Origin of the sequence: Streptomyces oryzae (assembly GCF_017676365.1) — a bacterium.
GTDB classification, from domain to species: domain Bacteria; phylum Actinomycetota; class Actinomycetes; order Streptomycetales; family Streptomycetaceae; genus Streptomyces; species Streptomyces oryzae.
In genome coordinates this window covers 1-21081 of the sequence record NZ_JADKMA010000135.1, presented here as the reverse complement: position 1 = coordinate 21081, position 21081 = coordinate 1, and the positions used below count along the sequence as shown (strand labels likewise).

The 21081-nt window shown below is 69.3% G+C and carries 16 protein-coding genes, 1 tRNA gene and 1 pseudogene; 4 read left to right on the top strand and 14 right to left on the bottom strand.

Annotation, left to right across the window (positions count from 1 at the left end; translation table 11 throughout):
- The first annotated feature begins 466 nt into the window (after positions 1-466).
- Both ITI46_RS23435 and ITI46_RS23430 read left to right on the top strand, forming a co-directional pair.
- Positions 467-772: a hypothetical protein gene (locus ITI46_RS23435; RefSeq protein ID WP_209241693.1), complete on the top strand. Its 306-nt coding sequence runs from the start codon at positions 467-469 to the stop codon at positions 770-772.
- A 4-nt stretch (positions 773-776) separates the two neighbouring features.
- Positions 777-2270: an FAD-dependent monooxygenase gene (locus ITI46_RS23430; RefSeq protein WP_209241692.1), complete on the top strand. Its 1494-nt coding sequence runs from the start codon at positions 777-779 to the stop codon at positions 2268-2270.
- Positions 2271-2285: 15 nt separating this feature from the next.
- On the opposite strand, the gene ITI46_RS35555 is transcribed toward ITI46_RS23430, so the two are convergent.
- The gene (locus ITI46_RS35555) at positions 2286-2417 is read right to left on the bottom strand and encodes a hypothetical protein (RefSeq protein WP_280634814.1); all 132 of its coding nucleotides are present in this window, start codon (positions 2415-2417) and stop codon (positions 2286-2288) included.
- A 346-nt stretch (positions 2418-2763) separates the two neighbouring features.
- On the opposite strand from ITI46_RS35555, the gene ITI46_RS23420 reads away from it, so the two are divergent.
- The gene (locus ITI46_RS23420) at positions 2764-3153 is read left to right on the top strand and encodes a hypothetical protein (protein ID WP_209241691.1); all 390 of its coding nucleotides are present in this window, start codon (positions 2764-2766) and stop codon (positions 3151-3153) included.
- Positions 3154-3907: 754 nt separating this feature from the next.
- On the top strand, positions 3908-5419 hold the full coding sequence (locus ITI46_RS23415) for a recombinase family protein (protein WP_209241690.1): 1512 nt from the start codon (positions 3908-3910) through the stop codon (positions 5417-5419).
- A gap of 189 nt (positions 5420-5608) precedes the next feature.
- On the opposite strand, the gene ITI46_RS23410 is transcribed toward ITI46_RS23415, so the two are convergent.
- From ITI46_RS23410 to ITI46_RS23355, 13 genes and pseudogenes are all read right to left on the bottom strand, one after another.
- Positions 5609-5956 (bottom strand): hypothetical protein, encoded by a 348-nt coding sequence (locus tag ITI46_RS23410; protein WP_209241689.1) that lies wholly within the window; start codon positions 5954-5956, stop codon positions 5609-5611.
- Positions 5957-6410: 454 nt separating this feature from the next.
- Positions 6411-10619, bottom strand: coding sequence for a DUF6531 domain-containing protein (locus ITI46_RS23405; protein WP_307808291.1), 4209 nt, complete (start codon positions 10617-10619; stop codon positions 6411-6413).
- 24 nt (positions 10620-10643) lie between these two features.
- Positions 10644-11087 (bottom strand): hypothetical protein, encoded by a 444-nt coding sequence (locus ITI46_RS23400; protein ID WP_247746460.1) that lies wholly within the window; start codon positions 11085-11087, stop codon positions 10644-10646.
- Positions 11088-11792: 705 nt separating this feature from the next.
- Positions 11793-12058 (bottom strand): annotated as a pseudogene (locus tag ITI46_RS35845) (peptide-methionine (R)-S-oxide reductase); the annotation flags it as partial.
- Between the two features lie 112 nt (positions 12059-12170).
- Positions 12171-12255: transfer RNA gene (locus ITI46_RS23395), tRNA-Leu, on the bottom strand.
- A gap of 126 nt (positions 12256-12381) precedes the next feature.
- The gene (locus tag ITI46_RS23390; RefSeq protein WP_209241688.1) at positions 12382-13431 is read right to left on the bottom strand and encodes a sugar phosphate isomerase/epimerase family protein; all 1050 of its coding nucleotides are present in this window, start codon (positions 13429-13431) and stop codon (positions 12382-12384) included.
- Complete coding sequence (locus ITI46_RS23385) at positions 13428-14831, bottom strand: alkaline phosphatase family protein (RefSeq protein WP_209241687.1); 1404 nt, start codon at positions 14829-14831, stop codon at positions 13428-13430. Before ITI46_RS23385 ends, ITI46_RS23390 begins: the two co-directional genes overlap by 4 nt.
- Before the next feature lie 50 nt (positions 14832-14881).
- Positions 14882-16063, bottom strand: a complete 1182-nt coding sequence (eboE, locus tag ITI46_RS23380) for a metabolite traffic protein EboE (protein WP_209241686.1) — start codon at positions 16061-16063, stop codon at positions 14882-14884.
- Between the two features lie 13 nt (positions 16064-16076).
- On the bottom strand, positions 16077-16964 hold the full coding sequence (locus ITI46_RS23375) for a TatD family hydrolase (protein ID WP_209241685.1): 888 nt from the start codon (positions 16962-16964) through the stop codon (positions 16077-16079).
- Positions 16961-17647: an EboA domain-containing protein gene (locus tag ITI46_RS23370; protein ID WP_209241684.1), complete on the bottom strand. Its 687-nt coding sequence runs from the start codon at positions 17645-17647 to the stop codon at positions 16961-16963. Before ITI46_RS23370 ends, ITI46_RS23375 begins: the two co-directional genes overlap by 4 nt.
- Complete coding sequence (locus ITI46_RS23365; RefSeq protein ID WP_209241683.1) at positions 17641-18537, bottom strand: sugar phosphate isomerase/epimerase family protein; 897 nt, start codon at positions 18535-18537, stop codon at positions 17641-17643. Before ITI46_RS23365 ends, ITI46_RS23370 begins: the two co-directional genes overlap by 7 nt.
- Positions 18534-19790 carry a UbiA family prenyltransferase gene (locus tag ITI46_RS23360; RefSeq protein WP_209241682.1) on the bottom strand — a complete coding sequence of 419 codons (1257 nt, stop codon included), beginning with the start codon at positions 19788-19790 and terminating at the stop codon, positions 18534-18536. Before ITI46_RS23360 ends, ITI46_RS23365 begins: the two co-directional genes overlap by 4 nt.
- Entirely contained in the window at positions 19787-20935 is a 1149-nt protein-coding gene (locus ITI46_RS23355) for an inositol-3-phosphate synthase (protein WP_209241681.1), read from the bottom strand. The genes ITI46_RS23360 and ITI46_RS23355 overlap by 4 nt, the downstream gene beginning before the upstream one ends.
- Positions 20936-21081: the final 146 nt, after the last annotated feature.

Below are 21081 nucleotides of genomic sequence, written 5' to 3'. Positions count from 1 at the left end.
GTCCCGGCCCCGTGCGACCGACACCGTCGAGGGTTTCGTCGCCACCTTCCGCCGCTCGCTGCTGACCTGTATGGCGCAGATGTCGGTCCGGGACGCCGCCTGCCCCGGGGAGACGTACGCACCAGGCAGCGTGCCCCGCGCCTTCCTCAGCAAGGTCCTCTGACCACCTCCCTCCCCTTCGTTTCGTCACCCCCCAAGGGAGTTACTCCAAGACCACCCGAGCCGTCGTCATCGGCGCCGGAGTGGTAGGCCCCGCGACCGCTCACCACCTGGCCGAAGCAGGCGTCACAGCGTCACCGTCCTCGACCCCGGCGGACCTGCGCCGGGTACCTCAAGCGCCACCTTCTCCGGCCAGGAACTCACCACCCCCTCCCCCGACCTCGCCCTCTACCGCCCCGATGGCCGGACATCCGCCGGTCCGTCAAGAAATCTTGACGATCCTTGCTGCGTCAAGGATCCTTGACGGATGAACATGGATGACCGGGCCGACCTGCCGACATCTGATCGCGGAAGGCTTGAAGACGCGGTCGATGACGTGTTGCGGCAACTGATGCGAGTCGCCGAAGCGGCCCCGCTGGCGGCGTTGTCGATCGCTGCCCGGCTCGAGTGCGGGGCGCGGGACGGCGGGGCGCAGGCCGCGTTCGTGGCAGCGGGCGAGGGCCGTTCCTGGAGCGAGATCGGTGCCGCGTACGGGATCACCAAGCAGGCCGCCCATCAGCGCTTCGCGCGGCGTGTCCACCGCATGCGGAAGCAAGGAGGCGACCATCGCTGATCGTGTGGTGAACGAGGAGGTCGTCGTTGCCGGTGGCGGTCCTGTGGGACTGATGCTGGCCGCCGAACTGCGGCTGGCCGGTGTGTCGGTGACCGTACTGGAGCGTGAACCGGCGCCGCGGTCCCTGCCGATGGTCCGTGGGATCCACGCCCGCACCTTGGAGACGCTGGAGTGCCGCGGCCTGCTGGAAGAGTTCCGCAGCCGCGGCCGGACCCAGAACAGGGCGCACTATGCCGGTATGTGGCTGCTGGATCTGACTGATCTGCCGACCCGGCACGCCTACTCGCTGGGTATCGAGCAAGGCCATGTCATCGACATCCTCAGCCGACGGGCCGAGGGGCTGGGCGCCCGGATTCTTCCCGGCCACGAGGTCAGCAGTGTCGTTCAGGACGACCACGGTGTGACTGCGGGCGTGAACGGCCCCGGCGGCAGCCATTCGCTGCGCTGCCGGTTCCTGATCGGATGCGACGGCGGCCGAAGTCTCGTGCGCAGCCAGGCGGGAATCGGCTTTCCAGGCTCCGCGCCCTCGGTGACCGGCCTCATCGCCGCGGCCACGGTGTCACCGCCCGACGCCTTGCCGACCGGATGGCACCGCCTGTCAGGGGGCGTGCTGGTCAACGGAGGCGGCCCGTCCGCACTGGCCGATCACACCATCGGGACCTTCGAGTTCGATCGCACCCCGACCGATCGCGGTGTCGCGCCGACCGCCGACGAGGTGCGCCACAGCATCCGCCGCGTCACCGGTTCCGAGGTCACCATCGACGTACTGCACTGGATCATCCGCTTCACCGACAACACCCGCCAGGCCGACAGATATCGTCTCGGCCGAGTTCTGGTGGCCGGCGACGCGGCTCACGTCCACTTCCCGGCAGGCGGCCAAGGACTCAATCTCGGACTGCAGGATGCGGTCAACCTCGGCTGGAAACTCGCCGCGGTCGTCCGCGGGCACGCCACAACAGAGCTGCTGGACACCTATCACCGAGAACGGCATCCGGTCGCGGCCCGCGTGCTCGACAACACCCGCGCGCAAATACAGCTGATGCGCCCCGGCCACGACACCGACACGCTGCGCGACGTCGTAGCCGCACTCGCGAGCACCCGGCAGGGCGGCCGGCGGCTGGCCGAGCAGATCACCGGACTCGACATCACCTGCCCCGTCCCCACCGAAACCCCGCACCCGCTCGTCGGGCGATACGTTCCACACCTCACCCTCGGTACCGCCGCACAGCCGACGTCCCCCGCCGAGCTGCTGCGCACCGGACGCTTCCTGTTGATCGACCTGGCGGACCGCGGCGACCGGCGCGCCCTGGCCAGGCGATGGGGCGACCGGCTGACCACGGTTTCTGCGACCCCTCCGGAGGAGGCCGACCACGCCGCCGACGCGATCCTCGTACGACCCGATGGCTACATCGCGTGGGCAACCGACACGCCCGAGAACGAACCCGGCTCCTTCTCCCGGGCACTGACCACATGGGCCGGACCCCCGGGCACGCCCTAGCGCCAAGGGCGCCGGTCACAGCGCCGTCACCGCGGCGGCGTTCAACAGCAGAGCTACCAGCGCAAGCGCGGTGCGCAGCAGGTGCCAGCAGCGCCACAGGGGGCGGGGGTCTTCCCAGTCGTCCGGCAGGGCCGTGGGGTCCGCCACGGCCTTGACCCGGCGGTTGATAGGGACGTTGCACAGGTGGGAGACCGCGGAGACGTCAGCAGCAGCACGGCAGCGACGGCGAAGAGGACCCCCGCCGTGACGCCGCTGCCGAGGAGAACGGCCACCCCGAGGACAGCGTCCACCCGCATCGGTCAGCTCCCGGCGGGGTGCGTGTCCACGGTCAGCTGGGCGACGGACCGCATGGTGGCGTCACGGAGGTAGGCGGCGAAGGCCACCGGCGATGAGGTGTCTGTAACAGGTTTTCTGGGGTCTGGCACAAGTTCCGTGACGCGGACACTCAGAACCACTAACGAAATGACTTCTGGTGTCTTTGTAGGCCCCTGCCATGACGCTCGCGTACTGGGAACGGCACTGCTTCGATGACCCGGCGGTGGTGGCCGACAGGGACGAACTGCTCAAGTCGGCGGACCAGAACCCCGATCCGTACGGCGCCTTCCTCAGCCTGCTGCGCTCCGGGCGGCGGGACGCGGTGTGCACGGCGCTGGAGTACTTCCACTACCAGGATCGGCAAGCGCGGTGGGGCTTCGGTAACCCACTGGACGAGTACGCCGCGGAGGTGCTGGACCGCGCCAGGTGGGTGCTGCGCGGGACGCCGCTGCCTGGAGTGCGAGGGCAGGACCGGGCCAGCGCGTTGTGGGCGATCCAGAACCATGCCCAGGCTGCGGGCGCCCCACTGATAACCGCTGAGCTGCGCGCCGTGGCTCGTAGGAGATGACCTCGGCCCTTCGGGTGGTCGGCGTGGCTGACGCCGCTGCACGCCACGGCCGCCCGACGACCTCCATTGCAGTGTCAACGGCGATGCCGAAGATCTTCGCAACGGGAACGAGCTCAGACGCGGATCCACGACTACGTAACGTGCACAACCAGTACCCCGCCCGCCACCAACCTGTGTGTATGGTTCGACCCGCCCTCTCGTCCGCATCCCACACCGCAGCCATCACCGTGCTTCCCGTCAGCAGCCGCATTGGGGATGAGCACCACCACCCACTCCGAGGCCGCCGACCTTCCGGCACCACCGATTTTCGACAGCCTGTCCACCGTCAAAGGGCGAGGACCGGCTTCCATGCCGACGTGGAGTAGTGGCAAAATCCAGCAGCGGATTCTCTATTACCTGTGTGAGTCCCAGATCCGTATACATCCCGCCGGCCGGTGAACACCTGTGTCCGTCCCGCCTTGAAAGTCAGGGCCGCATTCTCGCGGTAGCCCCGTCTCCTGCCCTTCCGGTAAACGCTGTCAGGAGCAGCGCCGCTGAGTGGGCACACGGTGAGCGATGACCAAGCACCCACGTGGAGACAGGCCACCGCACGGGTTTTCCGTCGAATTCACTGCCTCAGAGCCTGAACTCAATGCCACTGCCGCCGCCGTTCTGCTGCCCATGCTGAAGCAGTACGCAGAGCGCGCTGGCGCTCTGAAGAGCGTCGAGCTATCACAGGATGACCCCACGAACCACCGAAAAAAGGATCACGCGGGTGAGTGAAACCGATCTCGCACTTCCCTGGCTGAACATTTCGCCGACGCTGGCCAATGCTGGAGCGGCGCGGGACGGTGTGCTCCGTTTCGCCTTCTACGGACGGGTGTCCACCGAGGACCAGCAAGAGGCGGAAGCTTCCCGTCTATGGCAGCGCGGTCGAGCTGAAGCCCTCCTCGCGCCTGCTGGAGGCTCGATCGTGGCCGACTACTTCGACATCGGAGAATCCCGCGCCCTTCCCTGGAAACGGCGTCCCCGCGCCCAGGCCCTCCTGTCCGCACTCGCCGACCGCAACCGTGAATTCAACGCGGTGGTCATCGGTGAGCCGCAACGCGCCTTCTACAGCAACCAGTTCGGCGACACCTTCCCCCTCTTCGTGCACTACGAGGTACCGCTCAGGGTGCCCGAAGTCGGCGGTGCCATCGACGGCAACAACGAAACCCACGACCTGATCATGTCCGTGTTCGGCGGCATGCCCAAAGGCGAACGCAACCGCATCAAAGTGCGCGTACCGCAGAAGGGCTCACCCGGGACGGACTCCCGAGCCCCTCCGCCAACGACCCCGGCCGCAATCCGCACCGTGACACCCGCGCCTGGGCCAAGACATGGCGTCAAACGCGCCCGCCATCCATATCTCCTGCGCGGAGCCCTCATCTGTGACCCATGTGAACGGAAAATGCATGGGCGCTGGTCCCATGAGCATGCCTACTATCGCTGCCGGTACCCCAGCGAATACGGGCTTGCCAACCGGGTCCAGCACCCCCGCAATGTCTATGTACGCGAAGCCTGGATCGTCCGGCCACTCGACAACTGGCTCGGGAAAATGTTCCTACCGCACCGCATCGACAACACCATCGACCTGATGACCGCAGCCGCCGAAACAGGTCACCCCCACAGTGACGCAACCACTCAGGCGCGGGCCGAAATCGCAGACTGCGACGCCAAACTCACCCAGCACCGCGCCGCCCTCGAAGCACGCGCTGATCCCGAACTGGTCACCCAATGGATCAGCCAAACGCAGGCCAGGCGCGCCCAGGCACAAGCCCGACTACGCAGCCCCGGCGCAGGGGGATCGGTCAAGACCTCACGGGACTCCATCGCAGATCTTCTCCGCGCAGCGGGCGACCTCACCCGGCTCATCCACCAAGCAGCGCCCGAAGACAAAACCGAGATCTACCGGAAACTCGGCCTGCAGCTCCGCTACCACCCCGGACAACAAAAAGTGCTGGTCGAAGCACATCTCGACCAGCACATTCCGGACACCCGTGGGGTATCAGTCTGTGTCCGAGGGGGGTGTCGAGCGATGCGCACGATGTCGCGCCGCTGGCCAGGGGGACGTTGGTGCTGTCGTAGACCGCCCGGGACTACCGTCAGGGTACGTGTCAGTGGTGCAGGGGAATTTGAAGCACTCGCACACGGTGCTGGCGGGCGGGGCTGGATCGACGCCCCCCGTAGCCGCAGTTCAAGTCCACGGCAGGAACAACATACAGGGGCTGTACCGCGCCCGCTGTGACTTGCGGAGATTCGCTCAGCATGACGATATGTAGGCATCTTCCGAAGATGCGTATTGGTTGACATATTGACGGCGCGAGCAGGTCACGACGCAACCGCACACGTTCGGCTCAGCGAGCTCCTCAAATGCGAGGGACTCCGGAAAATGGCCCTCCATGACGAGCGGCTACGGCACAGCCCTTTGCTTCACTTAGAAAAGCAGCTGATCCGAAACCTTCACCCTAGGGCGCGTTCGCAGGACCAGCGACCCATTGCACTCTCCCATGTCGAAGTCGGTCACGATGAGAGTCTCATCCGGAGAGTGCCGTACGGCCATGCGGATCGCGCCCTCACGAAATACGTCCGCGATGGTCTCGCTGTTCTCGGCCACCCATCGCAGCCGAACGGAACGCCCCGGCACGTCATACGAGAAGAACAAGTGCTCTGTGTCGCTGTACTGAAAGGTGAGGACGTAAGCACCGCCTTCATCTATCTCCGGCCATCCGCCGGTCTTCTCGAAGATTTCCACTTCATCCGGGACGGTAAACTCTCGGTACATTATTTCCCAGCTCCTGGAGGTCGGGGCGCGTACGGCGACCAACGAGGGAGGCTGCCCTGCAATCGAGCATTCGGGCCTTACTGCGGAGAATCATGATTGCCAGGGAACGAATGCAATCAGGATTCAGACGCCGAGCATTCTCCACCTCAAAACCCCTATTCCCCTACAAAGCGGAGAAACCGGTGGGGCCGCAGTAGACATTTATGACATAGCGCAACCAACTCATCTGCGAATTCCGCTGAAATGATTTCCGGATTGGATCTCACGTCGGAGATCTCTTCCAGCAGGGTCTCCACCTGAAGTCGATTCAGCACCGTATCCCCATAAGGATCCAAGTGACCGAGGATGGGATACCTCTTCCGGTCCACCCCACTGAGAACTGGATCGAATTGAGCGTCAGCAACGGCCGACGCCACAAGTTCGCCCCTAGCTGATCTCACATCAACCCTGATCATCAGGGATCCAAGTCGCGCGGAAGTCCTGGATGCATAGTGATCAATTCCCCATCCCGACCATCACGAACAATCGTGTAGGTCTTCGTCGGGAGACCGTGCCGATCGGTCCCCACTATAGTCTTTCCCGTAACGAAATATCGAATGTTCCCCGTGGCGGCCTGATAGCGCCCGATCCGGCCAGCGCTACCCGTAGCCAACTCACCCAGGTCTACACCGTTGTCGAACAGAGACTTCGTTGGATCGGCTTCGGCACCACCTCGTGTATGGCGAGGAATGACATGATCTCGGATTGAGTAGGCGTCCTCGCCACAGCCTGCGAGCCCCAACGGGTCCACCCAAGTCTGAGGGTTGTGCACGTAGGCGTGAGGGTTGGGGGCTGGTGTGAGACCCAGAGGATCGGAGGTGACGTAGCGGGCGGCTTCTGGGTCATAGTAGCGGAAGTGGTTGTAGTTCAGACCAGTTTCAGAATCGGCGTATTGGCCTGGGAACCGGAGGGGGCAGGTGAGGGTGGTGTCACGATTTGGCGAGTTGAGGAATGGAGTACCCCAGAGCGTGGTACGGAGTTGCCAACCTATCTTACCGTCAGCGGCTATCAGTTCGGTGGGAGTGCCGGTGATATCGGTAAGGACGGTATGGAATTGCGGGTCGGTCGCCGTGGGCTGGGAGAGTTTGGTAAGGAGGGACTCGCCTGGGTTCCGGGACAGTGAAGTGTGCCCGGTTTGAGTGAGGGGGCGGTGAGTTCCTGGGGCGTAATCCCAAGTGGTTGTCGCGCCCTCATATGTGGATTGTTCGGCTAGACGGGTTCCGTCCCAGGTGAAGGTGGTGGTGTCCCATGTGCCGCTGGTCTTGCTGATACGGCGCCCCAGCGGGTCGTACGCGTACGTCCACTCCTCGGCGCCCGGGGTGATCACCCGGATGAGGCGGTCTTCTGCGTTCCACTCATAGGTCCAGGTCTTCTTCTGACCGTTGAGCAAGCGCCGCGTCGTGGAGACTCGACGGCCTGCAGCGTCGTGTTCGTAACTTGTGCGGCCGGCCCGTTGCAGGAGAGTGCCCTCGACCCGGCGTTCGCCCGGGGTCGGGTGGCCGGGGGCCTCGGCAAGGGTCTGATTGCCTGCCGAGTCGTAAGCGTAGGTCTCGCCCCAAGCATGTGCGCTGACGGCGGTGACCCTGCCCAGTGGATCCAGGTCGAAGCGGCGGGTGCCAGAAGCGAGTTCGCGGATCTCCGCTACGTAGCCGTCGGGACGGTAGGTGTAGCTACGGTGCTGAAGCAGATCTGCCCCTGACCGTGCTGTCTGTGTGGTGAGGCGACCTGCCTTGTCCCATTGCTGGGTGAGGGCGATGTCGCCGGTTCGGCGTTCGGTCTCGCGTCCTGCCGCGTCATAGGCGAAGGTCAGCGTGCCGTGGTCGGTGGCCAGTTTCGTGGGCCGGCCTTCTGCTTCGTAGGTCCAGGTCGAGGTAAGGCCGGAGGGTGTGGTGCGCTGTATCGGCAGGCCGAGCGGGTTGTAGGTGAAGGAGATGGTGCGGCCGTTGGTTGTCTCGCTCAGCACGCGGCCCAGCGGGTCGCGTTCGATGACGACCTCGGCGTCCGGGCTGCTGGCCCGGATCAGGTCGCCCGTTGCGTTGTAGGTGTATGTCGTGACGGTGCCCGCGTCCTCATCGTGCTGCTCGGTCACACGGCCGAGTGCGTCGCGGGTGTAGCGCAGGGTCTGGCCTACTGCGTTGGTGCGGGTCGTCAGCTGCCCTGCAGGGTCGAGCTCATACGTCAGCCTCGCGCCGTTGAAGTCCGTCTCGGAGACGAGACGGCCTGCCGCGTCGTACTCGTAGTCCCAGTGCAGGCCCTGTGGATTGGTCACCCGGGTGAGGCGGAGCGTGGTGTCGTAGGTGAAGGCGTACGTGGCACCGTCCGCGTCCGTACGTGACACCAGCGTGTCCCAAGGTCCAGGGGTGTGGCGGCTGGTGTGCCCGGCGGGGTCGGTGTGGGTGAGGAGGTTGCCTTCCGCGTCCCAGGTCCAGCTCTCACGCCCTCCTGCAGCGTCTTCGCGCCAGCGGGGTTTGCCCTCGACCGTCCAGGCCATGCGCGTGACGTGCCCGAGGGGATCGGTGATCTCGGTGATGCGGCCGAAGGCGTCGCGGCTGATGCGGGTGGTGTGGCCCAGCGCGTCGGTCACCGTGGCCGGTAGCCCGGCCGGGGTCGAAGTGATGTGGCGGGTGTGGCCGAGGGCGTCGGTGACGGCGGTGAGGTGGCCCCGCTCCTCGTATGCGTAGTGTGTGACCGCTCCCGCTGGGTCCGCCGAGCGCGTGAGGTTGCCCAGTTCGTCGTAGGTGTGCTGCCATCGCGCGCCGCCGGCTTCCGTCACTTCCGTCGGCTGCCGCAGACGGTTGTAGGTGGCGGACATACGGGATCCGTCCGGGAGCAGTACCTCGGCCAGGTTGCCGTCCTCGTCGTAGCTGTAGCGCGTGGTGCGGCCGAGCTCGTCCGTGTGGGAGAGGCGGTCGTGGCCGCGGGCGTCCCATTCGGTGTAGGTGGTGTTGCCCAGCGGGTCGGTCTCGGCCACGACCTGGCCGTCGTCGTTGTAGCGGAAGACGGTGCGGTGGCCGTGCGAGTCGGTGTAGGTCGTGGTGCGTGCGGCGTCGTGGTAGGTGAAGGTGTCGTTGTAGATCCCGTCGGTGCCCTCGGTGCGGATCGTGCGGCCCGCCTCGTCGTAGGTGAAGCGGCACCACACCCCGTTGCGGTCGGTCCAGGAGAGCATGCGGCCCTCACCGTCGTAGGTGAAGCGCATCGCCCTGCCGCTGGAGTTGATCACCTCGGCCAGGTTGCCGGCCTCGTCGTATCCGTAGCGCATCACGAGCGTGCCTGGTGCCGGTGCCTGCTCGCGCTCGTACGCCGAGGGCGCCTCGTCCAGCAGCCGCAGGGCGGTGACGCGCTGCCCCTCGGTTTCGACGGCGAGGTAGTAGCCGCCGGAGTGGCGCAGCGCAGTGGGTATCCCGGCCGCATCGCGTTCCACCTCGATGCGGGCGCCGTTGCGGTCCTGCCAGGAGTCCACCGGCAGTCGCAGGGTTGTCCCGTCCTCGGTGGGGCCGGGGTGGGCGAAGGTGCGTGTGACGCCGCTGTCCGGATCGGTGACCGTCACCAGTCCGTCCGGTTTGCCGTCCCACTCCAGCGGCCAGCGCGGCCCCTTGTCCGGGAGGACGGGTACGCCCGGCTCCGGGATCGGGTAGACCAGCCGCATGCCGTCGGCGGCCGCAAAAATGACGCCCTGTGGGTCGAGTTGGACCTGCTCGTCCAGGGTGGAGGACCAGCTCGGGCCGAAACACACCCCGGCCCTGTACGACGACACATGAGTACGGGTGAAGTGCAGCGGCAGCGAAGCCGGGAGTGACAGGTCGGTCAGCTGCATGAACATCGCTCCGGTGGCGACATCGACCGGCTCCCCCGCGCCCGGCACCTTGCTGGTCGGCCGCGCGGACTTGCCCGGGATGAGATTCTCGCGCAGCGAGGCCGGCGGGCGCATCATCGGTGGTCTCGCCCCCGGCCCGGGGGCGAAGGGCCCCAGGACCGCGCCGGTCAGGGTGCCGTATTTCGCGGCGTTGCTCACCTCCTCCAGGCTGAATCCGTCCTGCTGCCCGGCCAGGATGCGGGCGGGCTGCGCCACGGCCAGGTCCATGGCGACGCTCCCCACCCCGGCGAACACGGCACCTCGCGCGATACGGGTGAAGATCGCGCCGGCACGGGTCGCCAGGGAAGCGGACTTCTCAATGCTCAGATTGACGATCCCCGTCGCCGCCGTCACGGCCGCCGCGTCAGAAGCCCCGAGCGTGGGACCGGTCAACGCGATCCCCGCCGCGATCAGCGCCGCGCTGCCCACGATCTCACTGCGGATCTGCTTCTTCGTTCCGTCGATGTCGTCCGCGAGCTCATCGAGCATCTTCGCCATGTCGCGGGCCGATTCGGGCAGGTCGCGCAGCCAGCCCTTCTCACCCCTGCCGACGTAGCGCGACCAGAACTTGTCGAAAGCGTCGATGGCCTCGCCGCTGTTGACCTCCATGATCCTGTGCGCCGAATGGTTGGTGTCCCCCCGCACCTCCTCGGCATCCTTCGCGAACGCCCGCCAGGCCCGCGCGGCATCCCGCAACGTGTCCTCATCCCCGTCGGGCCAGATCAGGCCCATCCTCTCGAGGATCTCCCACGCCTTCTCCAGGGCACTCACGCGCCGCTGTCCCCCCTTGTCGCCCTACTTGCCGTGCTCGCCGTGCTCGTCGCGATCGCCGTGCTCGCCGTGCTTGCCGTGCTTGCCGTGCTCGCCGTGCTCGCGGGCAACTTTGGTGAACATGCCCTTGATCAGATCGTCGTTGTCGACGTGCCCGTCCTTCATGTCATCGAGCGCCTCATGAATGCTCACCAGACCGAGCACCAGCACCCCCGCCGCCCGCTCGATGGAGCGCTGGCTCGACTTGTACTCTTTCGCGAAGTTCTTCCCCGCCGGGTCGTCCCCCCACGGCTCACCCAGACCGTCCAACGTGGTGATCAACGTGGTCAGCGCCCGGCTCAGCTTCCGGCTCTGCTCACCGAAGACCGGCGCCGCGAGCTTCAGCTCCGGCACCCCGATCCCCAGCACCTCACCGCCCTTGCCCGCACCAGGCCCGTAGTCGGGACTCGTGGCATGGTTCAACTGCATCCGCGGGGACTCTTCGGCATGCGTCATGGCAACCTCCTGCGCTGCTCAGTCGATCCGGTCGGCCGCTTGGTCAGTCGCGGGCGATGGACGTGGATCTCCTTGACGGTGACGTCCTGCTCGCACATGGGCTGGCCGCCCGGGAGGCCGGGGCGTCGACCGGGTGGCCGCCGGAGTCGGCGTGGAATCGGTCCAGGGCACGGTCCGTACGAGGGACCCCCTGTCGGGGCCTCAGAAGGTGAGGAATTGGAGGAGTCGGCCTCGTCCTGCTCGTCCTGGTCCGCGCACGCCATCTTGTCGGACTTCTGGGCGCCGCCACCGTCGTTGATACCGCAGGCCGACAGGTCGTGGAGGTAACGATGGCCATCCCGACCAACGTGGTGCAGGAGGGTCGTCAGCTCACCGTGCCCGGCCTCCCGAGTGACGGACTGGTGACGCCAGGCATTCCGGATCGCGCTCCCCCTCCTTCACCAAAGAGCACTCAAGTGTAATCGCGCGATCACTCTGGCAACAGGGCAGGATGCACTTTCCAGGTTGCGTAACTCGACCGGTTTCCCGGCCTTGCACCTGCCGTCGGGCCTGGAGTCGGCCCAGATCCTGGGTCACTACGATCTCCGGCGTCGAACCATACGACGCGCTGGTGGCGAACGGGACGCTGAACCTGGCAGATTCGTACCCGCAGGTTCGCGCCCCGACAGGGGCATCTCTGCCGAAAGAGCGGTCCTCGATCAGTTCGACCGCGTCCGAGTCGGCCGGGTCATGGAAGCCGGCCAGCCTCAGCCGCGAGGCGAACTACGTGTCCGCACGAAAGGGCTCGGCGCCGCAGGCGCGGCAGTCGTGGACACCGGTGGTCTTGGTGTCGGTGTATTCGCCGGTGTAGGCCGGCTCGGCGCCCCACTCGCGAACGACGCATACTCCTCTGGGGTCAGCTCCGCCCGTCCGCGCACCTCGGTCTCGGCCACGACGCGCGCCAGGTGCCGGGCCTCCTGCTCCTCGCTGGGAAAGCCCTCGCGGCAGCGAGCTCACACCCGGCGCGAGAAACGGCAAATCCCCACAGCACACAGGGAGCCGTGGGGATTTGGTACGTGTCCGAGGGGGGACTCGAACCCCCACGCCCGATAAAGGGCACTAGCACCTCAAGCTAGCGCGTCTACCATTCCGCCACCCGGACCGGGCCGTGCCACGGCGTTCGGGGTGCCGTGGCGACGGCCGTAACGATACCAAGGGTTGGGAGTGCTTCTCACCTGGATTTCCTGGCGGGTTGGGCTTTTTGCCCGTTTTGCTAGGAGATGTGGGGTTACTGCTCGCCGCGGAGGTAGGCGGCCGAGCGGCGGGCCGAGGTGAGGGAGCCGGCGGGGTTGGCGTTGGGGTCGACGGCGTCGTCGCGTTCCATCAGCCAGTGGTGGTCGGTGCGGTGGCCGCGGTTCCGCCGCAGCACCGTGCCGATGAAGTCCTCGTAGTCGATGTCGCCGTCGCCGACGTCGACCATGTGGTAGCCGTCCGGTGACGCTTCGTCGTGTTCGCCGTCCTTGACGTGGAAGAGCGGATAGCGGTGCGGGGCTGCCAGTACGTAGTCGACGGGGTCGAAGGGGGCGGGGGTGCCGTCCGGGCGGACGCTGAAGCGGTGTTTGCCGGCGAAGGCCCAGTAGATGTCCATCTCGAGGTAGACCAGCTCGGGGTCGGTCTCGGCGAGCAGGACGTCGTAGAGGCGCACATCCGGCTTGTCCTCGGCAAAGCCGAACTCCATCTGGTGGTTGTGCTGGTAGAACTTCAGGCCGCGTTCGCGGGCTGCGGCGCCGTAGGTGTTGAAGTCCTCCGCTGCGCGTTTCCAGGCGTCGACGGTGCGGCCATAGCGGTCGGGGCCGGCGGCCGTGCCGACGTGGGGGAGGCCGAGGGTTGCCGCGTCGTCGAGGACCTTCTCCAGCTGGGTGGCGAAGGTGTAGGCGGCGGGGTCGTCGGAGTAGTAGCCGACGTGGCTGCCGATGCCGCGCAGCCCGTGGTCCCGCAGCAGGCGCTTGAGCTGCCGCAGCGTGATCTCGCCGGTGCCCTGGGTGTAGCCGGCGAACTCGACCGAGTCGTAGCCGTAGCGCTCCAGCTCCTTGAAGACGGCGCCGAAGCCGAGCTTTTGGACCTGGTCACGGACGGTGTAGAGCTGGATGCCGAGCTTGCCGCGGGGGACGATCGGGCGGCAGCCGGGCGAGGGGGCGGCGGCCGGTGCGGCGGTGGCGTCGGTGGCACCGCCCAGCAGGGCGGCGGCCGTGGCGCCTGCCGCGACGCCGAGGAAGCCGCGGCGGCGCAGCGTGCGGTCGAGTTCAGGGTGCTCGGGGCGAGCGGATCTGCTGGTCATGAGGGGTCTCCCAGTGCGAGGTCGAGAAGCAGGCGCTTCACTTCGGTGGCGGGGAACGGGTCGGCGGCCGGCTGCGGGCTCCGCGTGCCCAGTGCGCCGGGGCGTGAGCACAGCAGGACGGGGCCGTCCTCGGTGCGGTCCGGCAGCCGTCCGTGGCTGCCGCGGATCGGGGAAGGGTCGAGGGGGACGACGGCCATGCGGTAGCGCATGCCGGTCTTCTTGCGGGCCAGTGCGGCGGCGGCGCGCAGCTTGACGTAGGGGTCGTTCGGGTCCATGAACAGCTCGACCGGGTCGTAGCCCGGCTTCCGGTGGATCTCCACGAGCTGCGCGAAGTCGGGGGCCCGGCGGTCGTCGAGCCAGTAGTAGTAGGTGAACCAGGCGTCGGGTTCGGCGACGGCGACCAGTTCGCCGGAGCGCGGGTGGTCCAGGCCCGCCTCTTTCTTGCCCGTCTCGTCCAGGAGCCGGTCCAGGCCCGGCAGTCCGGCCAGTGCCTCGCGGGTGGCGGGCAGGTCGGCCGGGTCGCGTACGTAGACGTGGGCGAGCTGGTGGTCGGCGACGGCGAAGGCGCGGGAGGCCCACGGGTCCAGGTACTCCATGCCGTCCTGGGTGTGGACCTCCAGCAGTCCGGCGCGGCGCAGTACGCGGTTGATGTCGACATGGCGGCGTACGCGGGTGATGCCGTACTCGGAGAGTGCGACGACGGTGCGGCCCTCGGCGCGCGCGTCGGCGAGCAGCGGGGCGAGTGCCGCGTCCACGTCGGCGGCGGCGCGGTGGGCGCGCGGGTCGTCGGGGCCGTAGCGCTGGAGGTCGTAGTCGAGGTGCGGGACGTAGGCCAGGGCGAGGTCGGGGTGGCGGGTGCGCAGGATGTGGCGGGTGGCGTTGATGATCCACTGCGAGGAGGTGAGGTTCGCGCCGGGACCCCAGAAGGTGAACAGCGGGAAGTCGCCCAGTTCGGCCACGAGTTCGTCGTGCAGCGAGGGCGGGCGGGTGTAGCAGTCGGGCTCCTTGCGGCCGTCCGCGTAGTAGATGGGGCGCGGGGTGACCGACCAGTCGGTATCCGCGCCCATGGCGTACCACCAGCAGATGTTCGCCACCGTGTAGCCGGGCTGCCGGGCGCGCGCCGCGTGCCACAGCTTCTCGCCGCCGACCAGCGCGTTGTGCTGGCGCCACAGCAGTACGTCACCGAGTTCGCGGAAGTACCAGCCGTTGCCGACGATGCCGTGGCCCGAGGGCAGTTCGCCGGTGAGGAAGGTGGACTGGGCCGCACAGGTGACGGCGGGGAGGACGGTCTGCAACGGGGCTTGTGAGCCGCTGTCGGCCAGGGCGCGCAGGTTCGGCATGTGGGGCAGCAGCGCGGGGGTCAGTCCCACCACGTCGATGACCAGCAACGGGGTGCTCATGGCAGCTCCCCCAGCCATGGCAGCTCCCCCAGTCATGGCAGCGCCCGCAGTCATGGCAGCTCCTTGAGGCCGAGGCCGGTCAGCAGGTCGCGTGCGGTGGACAGCTCGGCGGCCAGGCCGTCGGCGAGCTGGGCGCAAGTAGTGGGGCGCAGCGCCGGCGGGAGGGCCTGCCAGGTGTAGGTCTCCACTTCCAGATGCCGGGTCAGCGGGGTCGGTCCGCCCACCAGGTGGGTGAGCGTCTCGCCGAGTACGGAGGTGGTGGCGGTCAGCGGCGGGGTGAGCGGGGCGTGCAGGGGGACGTGGAAGTGGGAGCGCCAGGGGCCGGTGGTCGGCAGCGCTCCGGGTGCCAGCGCCCGGTCGAGGTCGTCGGTCGCGCGCAGGGTGCCGTCCGGGGTGCGGGCGCGGGTCTGGTGGAGGAAGCGGGGTTCGGCGAACTCGGCCAGCGCAGCCCGCACTTCGGTACGTTCCGGGTGCTCGGCGTGCAGCGCGGCCGACAGCTGGGACTTGACCACGGGCAGGCCCGCCTCGCCGAGCGCCGTCAGCGCCTTGGCCGGATCCTCGAACGCGGTGGCCAGATGGCAGGTGTCCACGCAGACGCCGATCCGGTGCGCGGGCGGGGCGTCGTGACCCGTCAGCGCCTCGACGGCGTCCGCCGTGCTCTCCACGGTGCAGCCGGGCTCCGGCTCCAGGCCGACGCGGATGGAGCGGCCGGTCAGCTCCTCCAGCGCGTCCAGCCGGCCGGCGAGGGTGTGCAGCCGGGTCAGCGCGCGGTGCCGGGCCTCGGCGTCGAAGCCGGTGCGCCAGGCGAGCGGCAGCGTGGAGATGCTGCCCTCGGTCACATCGTCGGGCAGCAGTGCGGCCAGCAGCCGGGCGAGGTCGGTGGTGTGGTCCAGGCGCGCGTCGTCGGTCCAGTCGGGGCGGTAGACGCGGTATTTGACGTGCTCGTCGCCGAAGCCCTGGTACGGGAAGCCGTTGAGGGTGACGACCTCCAGCCCCGCCCGGTCGAGCCCTGAGCGCAGCCGGCGGATGGCCGCCGGGTCGTCGGTGAGGGTACGGGCCGCGTCGCGGGCCAGCCACAGGCCGATGCCGAGCCGGTCCCGGTGCAGCCTGCGGCGTACCGGCTCGGCGTACTCGGTCAGCTGCCGCAGTACGCCGTCCAGCTGCTCGGCCGCGTGGACGTTGGTGCAGTAGGCGAGGTGGACCGTGGTGCCGTCGGGGTGCCGGAATCGCATGGCCGCGCTCTCCTCACTCTCCGCCGCGCAGAATGGAGTTGCCCTCGTGCAGCTGCTGCCCGCGCTCGCCCGCCGGTGCGACGTCGAGGGAGAGCCGTCCGCTCTGGCCGTAGAAGGCGACCGGGTTGCGCCACAGCACCTGGTCGACGTCGTCCTCGTCGAAGCCCGCCGCGAGCATCGCGTCGGCGACGTGGCTGGTCTTGAGCGGGTCGCTGTGCCCCCAGTCGGCGGCCGAGTTGACCAGTACGCGCCCGGTGCCGTGCACCCGCAGGATGCGGACCATCCGGTCGGGGTCCATCTTGGTGTCGGGGTAGATGGAGAAGCCGAGCCAGCAGCCGCTGTCCGCCGCCGCGCCCACTGTCGTCTCGTTCAGATGGTCGAGCACCACCCGCTCCGGGGGCAGCCCCGACTCCCGGAGTACGTCCAGCGTGCGGGCCAGCCCTGCGGCCTTGTCGCGGTGCGGGGTGTGGACGAGTGCCGGCAGGTCGTGGTCGAGGGCGAGCTGGAGCTGTGCGGCGAGTGCGGTGTCCTCGGCCGGGGTCATCGAGTCGTAGCCGATCTCGCCGACCGCCACGACCCCGTCCTTGAGGAGGTAGCGCGGCAGTTCGTCCAGTACGGGTGTGCAGCGCGGGTCGTTGGCCTCCTTCGGGTTGAGCGCCAGGGTGCAGTGGTGGGCGATGCCGTACTGCGCGGCGCGGTAGGGCTCCCAGCCGAGCAGCGCGTCGAAGTAGTCGTAGAACGTCGCGGGCGAGGTGCGGGGCTGGCCGAGCCAGAAGGAGGGCTCGACCAGCGCGCGAACGCCGGACTCGTACATCGCGGCGTAGTCGTCGGTGGTGCGGGACGTCATATGGATGTGCGGGTCGAAGATGCGGCGGTCCGGTTTCGGTGCCTGCCTCGTCATCGGGCTTCACGCTCCTCGGTCTCCTCGGACTCCGCGGTCTCCTCGAACCGGGCCAGCTTCAGCAGGTGTCCGAGGTCCTCGGGCACGGTGCGGCCTGCTGCGGTGCGCTCGCGTGCGTAGTCCTCCAGCATCCGGGCGAGCTCGTCGTCCCCGGCAGCGCGGTGTTCGAGCCCCGCGACGGCGGCCGTCGGCACCCCGGTGAACAGGCACTTGAGCACTCCCTGCCGCCACTGGTGCGCGCTCAGGTGTGCGGCGGCGTACGGGCCCAGCGCGGCGGCGATCAGCCGGGTGTCGTTGGTCCGTAACGCGTCCTCGACGAGGGCGAGGGCTGCCGCCGTGTCCGGCGGCGGGTCCAGATGCGGGAGGGCCAGCAGTACGGCGCGCCGTTCGTCCCCGGTGCCGCGGGTGTAGAGCCGGGTGAGCGTTTCGGTGCCGGGTGCCGCGGCGTGCAGGATGAGCACGCGGGCGGCGTCGACGGGGTCGGAGGTGGCACAGTCCCTCGGTACAGGGTGGCATTTGCGGCCCGCGGTGACGAAGTGGAGCTCCCAGCGCGGGAGCCCGGCCGCGGAGACGTCCCCCCGCACGTCCGCGGCTTCGGCCAGTGCCCGGTGCAGCCAGGCGCGGGACTCCGCCGTCAGCTGGAGTTCGAGGCCGGTGCGGAGGGAGGCGAGCGGGGTCAGCATGGGGCGTCCTCCTGCGGCGTTGCGGCGGACTTGGCCTCGGCGGTGGTCAGGAAGTCGAGGGAGGCGGCGGCACGTTCCGGGCCCGCGTGGGAGTCCCGGGGCAGTTCCACGGTGACCAGCCCCCGGTATTCCGCTTCGCGGAGCGCGGCCAGCACGGGCGGGAAGTCGATCTCCCCCTCGCCGAACGGCAGATGCGTATGGACGCCGCGCCGCATGTCCTCGATCTGTACGTGCCGCAGCCATGGCGCCGCCTCCCGTACGCAGTCGGCCGGGGCTCGGGGCTCCAGGCACTGGCAGTGCCCGATGTCGAGGGTGAGCCCGAGCGGTTCGGGGCTGCCGAGTGCGGTGCGCAGCCGGTGGAAGCCGGCCAGATCGGCCAGCAGATGGCCGGGCTCCGGCTCGATCGCCACCGGAACGCCTGCGGCTGTGGCTTTGTCGAGCACCGTGCCGATACCGTCCGTCAGCCGCGCCCAGCCCTCGTCCGGCGCGGTACCGGGCGGGAGCTGTCCGCTGAAGCAGTGCACGGCGTGCGCGCCCAGTTCTGCGGCGACGCGTACGGCCTTCAGCAGCAGGTCTCTCCGCGCGGCGCGGGCCTCCGGCTCCGGGTCGAGCAGCGTGGGGTGGTGCTTGCGGCGCGGGTCGAGCACATAGCGCGCCCCGGTCTCCACGGTGACCGTCAGCCCGTACCGCTCCAGCGCCCGGCCCACCTTCGCGGTGCGGGCCGCCAGGCCGGGGGCGAGGGGGTCGAGGTGCATATGGTCGAGCGTCAGCCCGACGCCCGCGTAACCGAGGTCGGCAAGCAGGGCGAGCGCGTCGCCGAGCCGGAGATCGGCCAGGCCGTTGGTGCCGTACGCATAGCGGAGCGGCGGGTGGAGCCGGGTTCGGGTCATGTGGGGCTGAACCTCCGGGAGAGGCGACGGGCGACGGGCAGCAGTCCGAGCAGTGCGAGCGCTGAGACGGAACCGGCGGCCCGGTTCGACGTTGTGCGGTCCGCGTCACCGCCGGCCGCGCCCTCTCCCGCCGTACGGGAGATGCGGGCGGCGAGCGCGGCCTGGAGCGGGAGCATGGCGCGGATCCCGCCGCCCACCCCGCGCTGGAGCAGCGGCGGCGAGGGGTTGAGCGCGGCGTGCGCCAGCGGCCGGCCCGCTGTCTGGGCGTACGCGGCACTCGCGGCCACCACCAGCGGCGTACGCTGCCGCGCCACCAGCCCCGCAATGGCGCCGACGACCCCCAACGCCGCCAACGGCACCGCCGGAGCCCCACCTTCGGCCTCCCGCCGCGAGACGGCGGTGACGGCGAGGGTGTGCGCTCCCATGACCGCCGCCGCGCCGAGAGCCGGAGCTGCACCACCGAACGGGGCAGAGCCACGGGTCGGAGCCGAACCACCGACCACCCCGAAGCCACGGGCCGGAGCCGAACCACCGACCACCCCGAAGCCACGGGCCGGAGCCGAGCCGCGAGCAGAGAAGGCGTCCCAGGCCGGAGCACGGCCCCCGGCCCGAGCCGACCCCCAAGCCGAGGAACCGCCACCAGCCCCAGCCGAGCCACCCACCGATGCACAACCATCAGCCGGAGCCGACCCCCAAGCCGGGGAACGGCCACCGGCCCCAGCCGAGCCGGGGGCTGAGGCGGCGGGAGTGGCCGAAGTCGCGGGAGTGGGCGACGCAGTTCGGAGCGGGGCGCCGGACGCGGTCGTCGCCGCAGCGCCCAGCAGTACGTCGAGGGAGCGGGCGGCCGCCATGGCCGCGGGTCCTGCGGGGGTGTGTTTGAGCCGTAGGTCGTACGCCCAGACGGTGCCGGCGAGGGCAGTGGCCACCGCCAGCGGCAGCCGCCCGGCGCGGGCCGCGCAGACCAGCCCCGCAGCGGTCAGTCCGGCGGCCGCCGCGAGTGCGGCCGCCGGACTGATACGTCCGGAGGGCAGCGGACGTTCGGGGCGCTCGCGGGCGTCCTCCTCGCGGTCTGCCCAGTCGTTGAGCGCCATGCCCGCCTCGTACAGGCACAGGGAGGCGCCCGCCGCAAGCGCCGTGCCCCGGCCGGGGGCCCGGCCGGTCGCCGCAGCGCCCACCAGCGCGTCACCCGGCACGGTCGAGAGCGCGGAGACCCGCAGCAGCTGGGCCCAGGCCGTGAGGGGCCCGCCCGTCACCGGGCGGTCCCGGAGGCGAGACGGGCGGCGAGTTCCAGCAGGGCCTGCCACTGGCCCGGCAGGTCGGCGGGGCCGTTGTCCGGGTCCTTGAAGTAGAAGCCCAGCCCGGGAAGCGGACCGGTGAGGCCCCGTTCACCGGCGCGGGCCAGCAGTCGGGCCAGGTCCAGCACGAGCGGCGCTGCGAGGGCCGAGTCGCAGCCCTGCCAGATGGTCTGCAGCACCATCCGTGAGCCGAGGAACCCGTCGAAGGCGATGTGGTCCCAGGCCGTCTTCCAGTCCCCCATCGCAGGTACGTCGTCGATGTGCACCTCGCCCTCGGGCAGTTCGCCGAGGTTGTCGGCGAGCACCCGCGCCTTGCCCGCGTTCTTCGCCGCCGCCGCTGCCGGGTCGGCGAGCGCCGCACCGTCCCCGCCGCCGAGCAGATTGCTGCCCGACCAGGCGCGTACGGCCAGCGCCCGCTGCGCGAACATCGGTGCCAGCACGGAGCGCAGCAGGGTCTGCCCCGTCTTGCCGTCCCGGCCCGCGTACGGAACGGTCGCGGTGCGGGCCGCCTCGGCCAGGCGGGGATGGTGCAGCCCCGCCGACGGAGTGAAGTTCACATACGGGCATCCCGCGCGCAGCGCCGCCGCCGCGTAGCAGGAGCTGGGCGGGAGGGGCAGGTCCGCTGCCTCGGACCTGTCCGGCTCGGTGCTGGCCACGTTGACGACGACGGTACGGGCGAGGCCGTTGCCGCGGGTGAACTCCGCGATGTCGGCGGCGTATCGGGCGACGAGCTCCTCCGCCGCTGAGTCGTCCTCCGCGGCGGGGGCGCCGGGACGGATCTCCGCATCGGCCGCGGCCAGCTCGGCGCGGAGCGCGCCGGGGAGGCCGTGCGGAATGACGCCCGCCTCGGCGAGGGCTTCGGCCCGCTTGGGGAGGGGGCAGGACGCGGTGTCGTGCCCGCCGAAGACCAGGGAGTCCAGGAGTGGGAGGGCGGCGTCGGCGAACGGGGCGGTCTCGGTGACCATGCCGGTGGGTGGATGCAGCCCGGCGGCGAGCGCTGCTGCGCCGGTGATGGTCGTCGTCGCGACGGAACCCCGCGCGCCGATCAGCCACACCCCCGTACGGGGCGCCTGGCCGGCGGGGCTTGCTTTGTGGTGGGTCACGTTGGCCTCCCTCGAGCGCGCCTTCGGTGGGTTGGTGGTTGCGGCTGGTGTGCGTGTGCGGGCCCGGTTGGGCCCACCCGTACCGCCCCAGCGGGACGACTGCCCACAACCGGAACAAGTGACCGCCGCCCAAGATGGGGAATCAC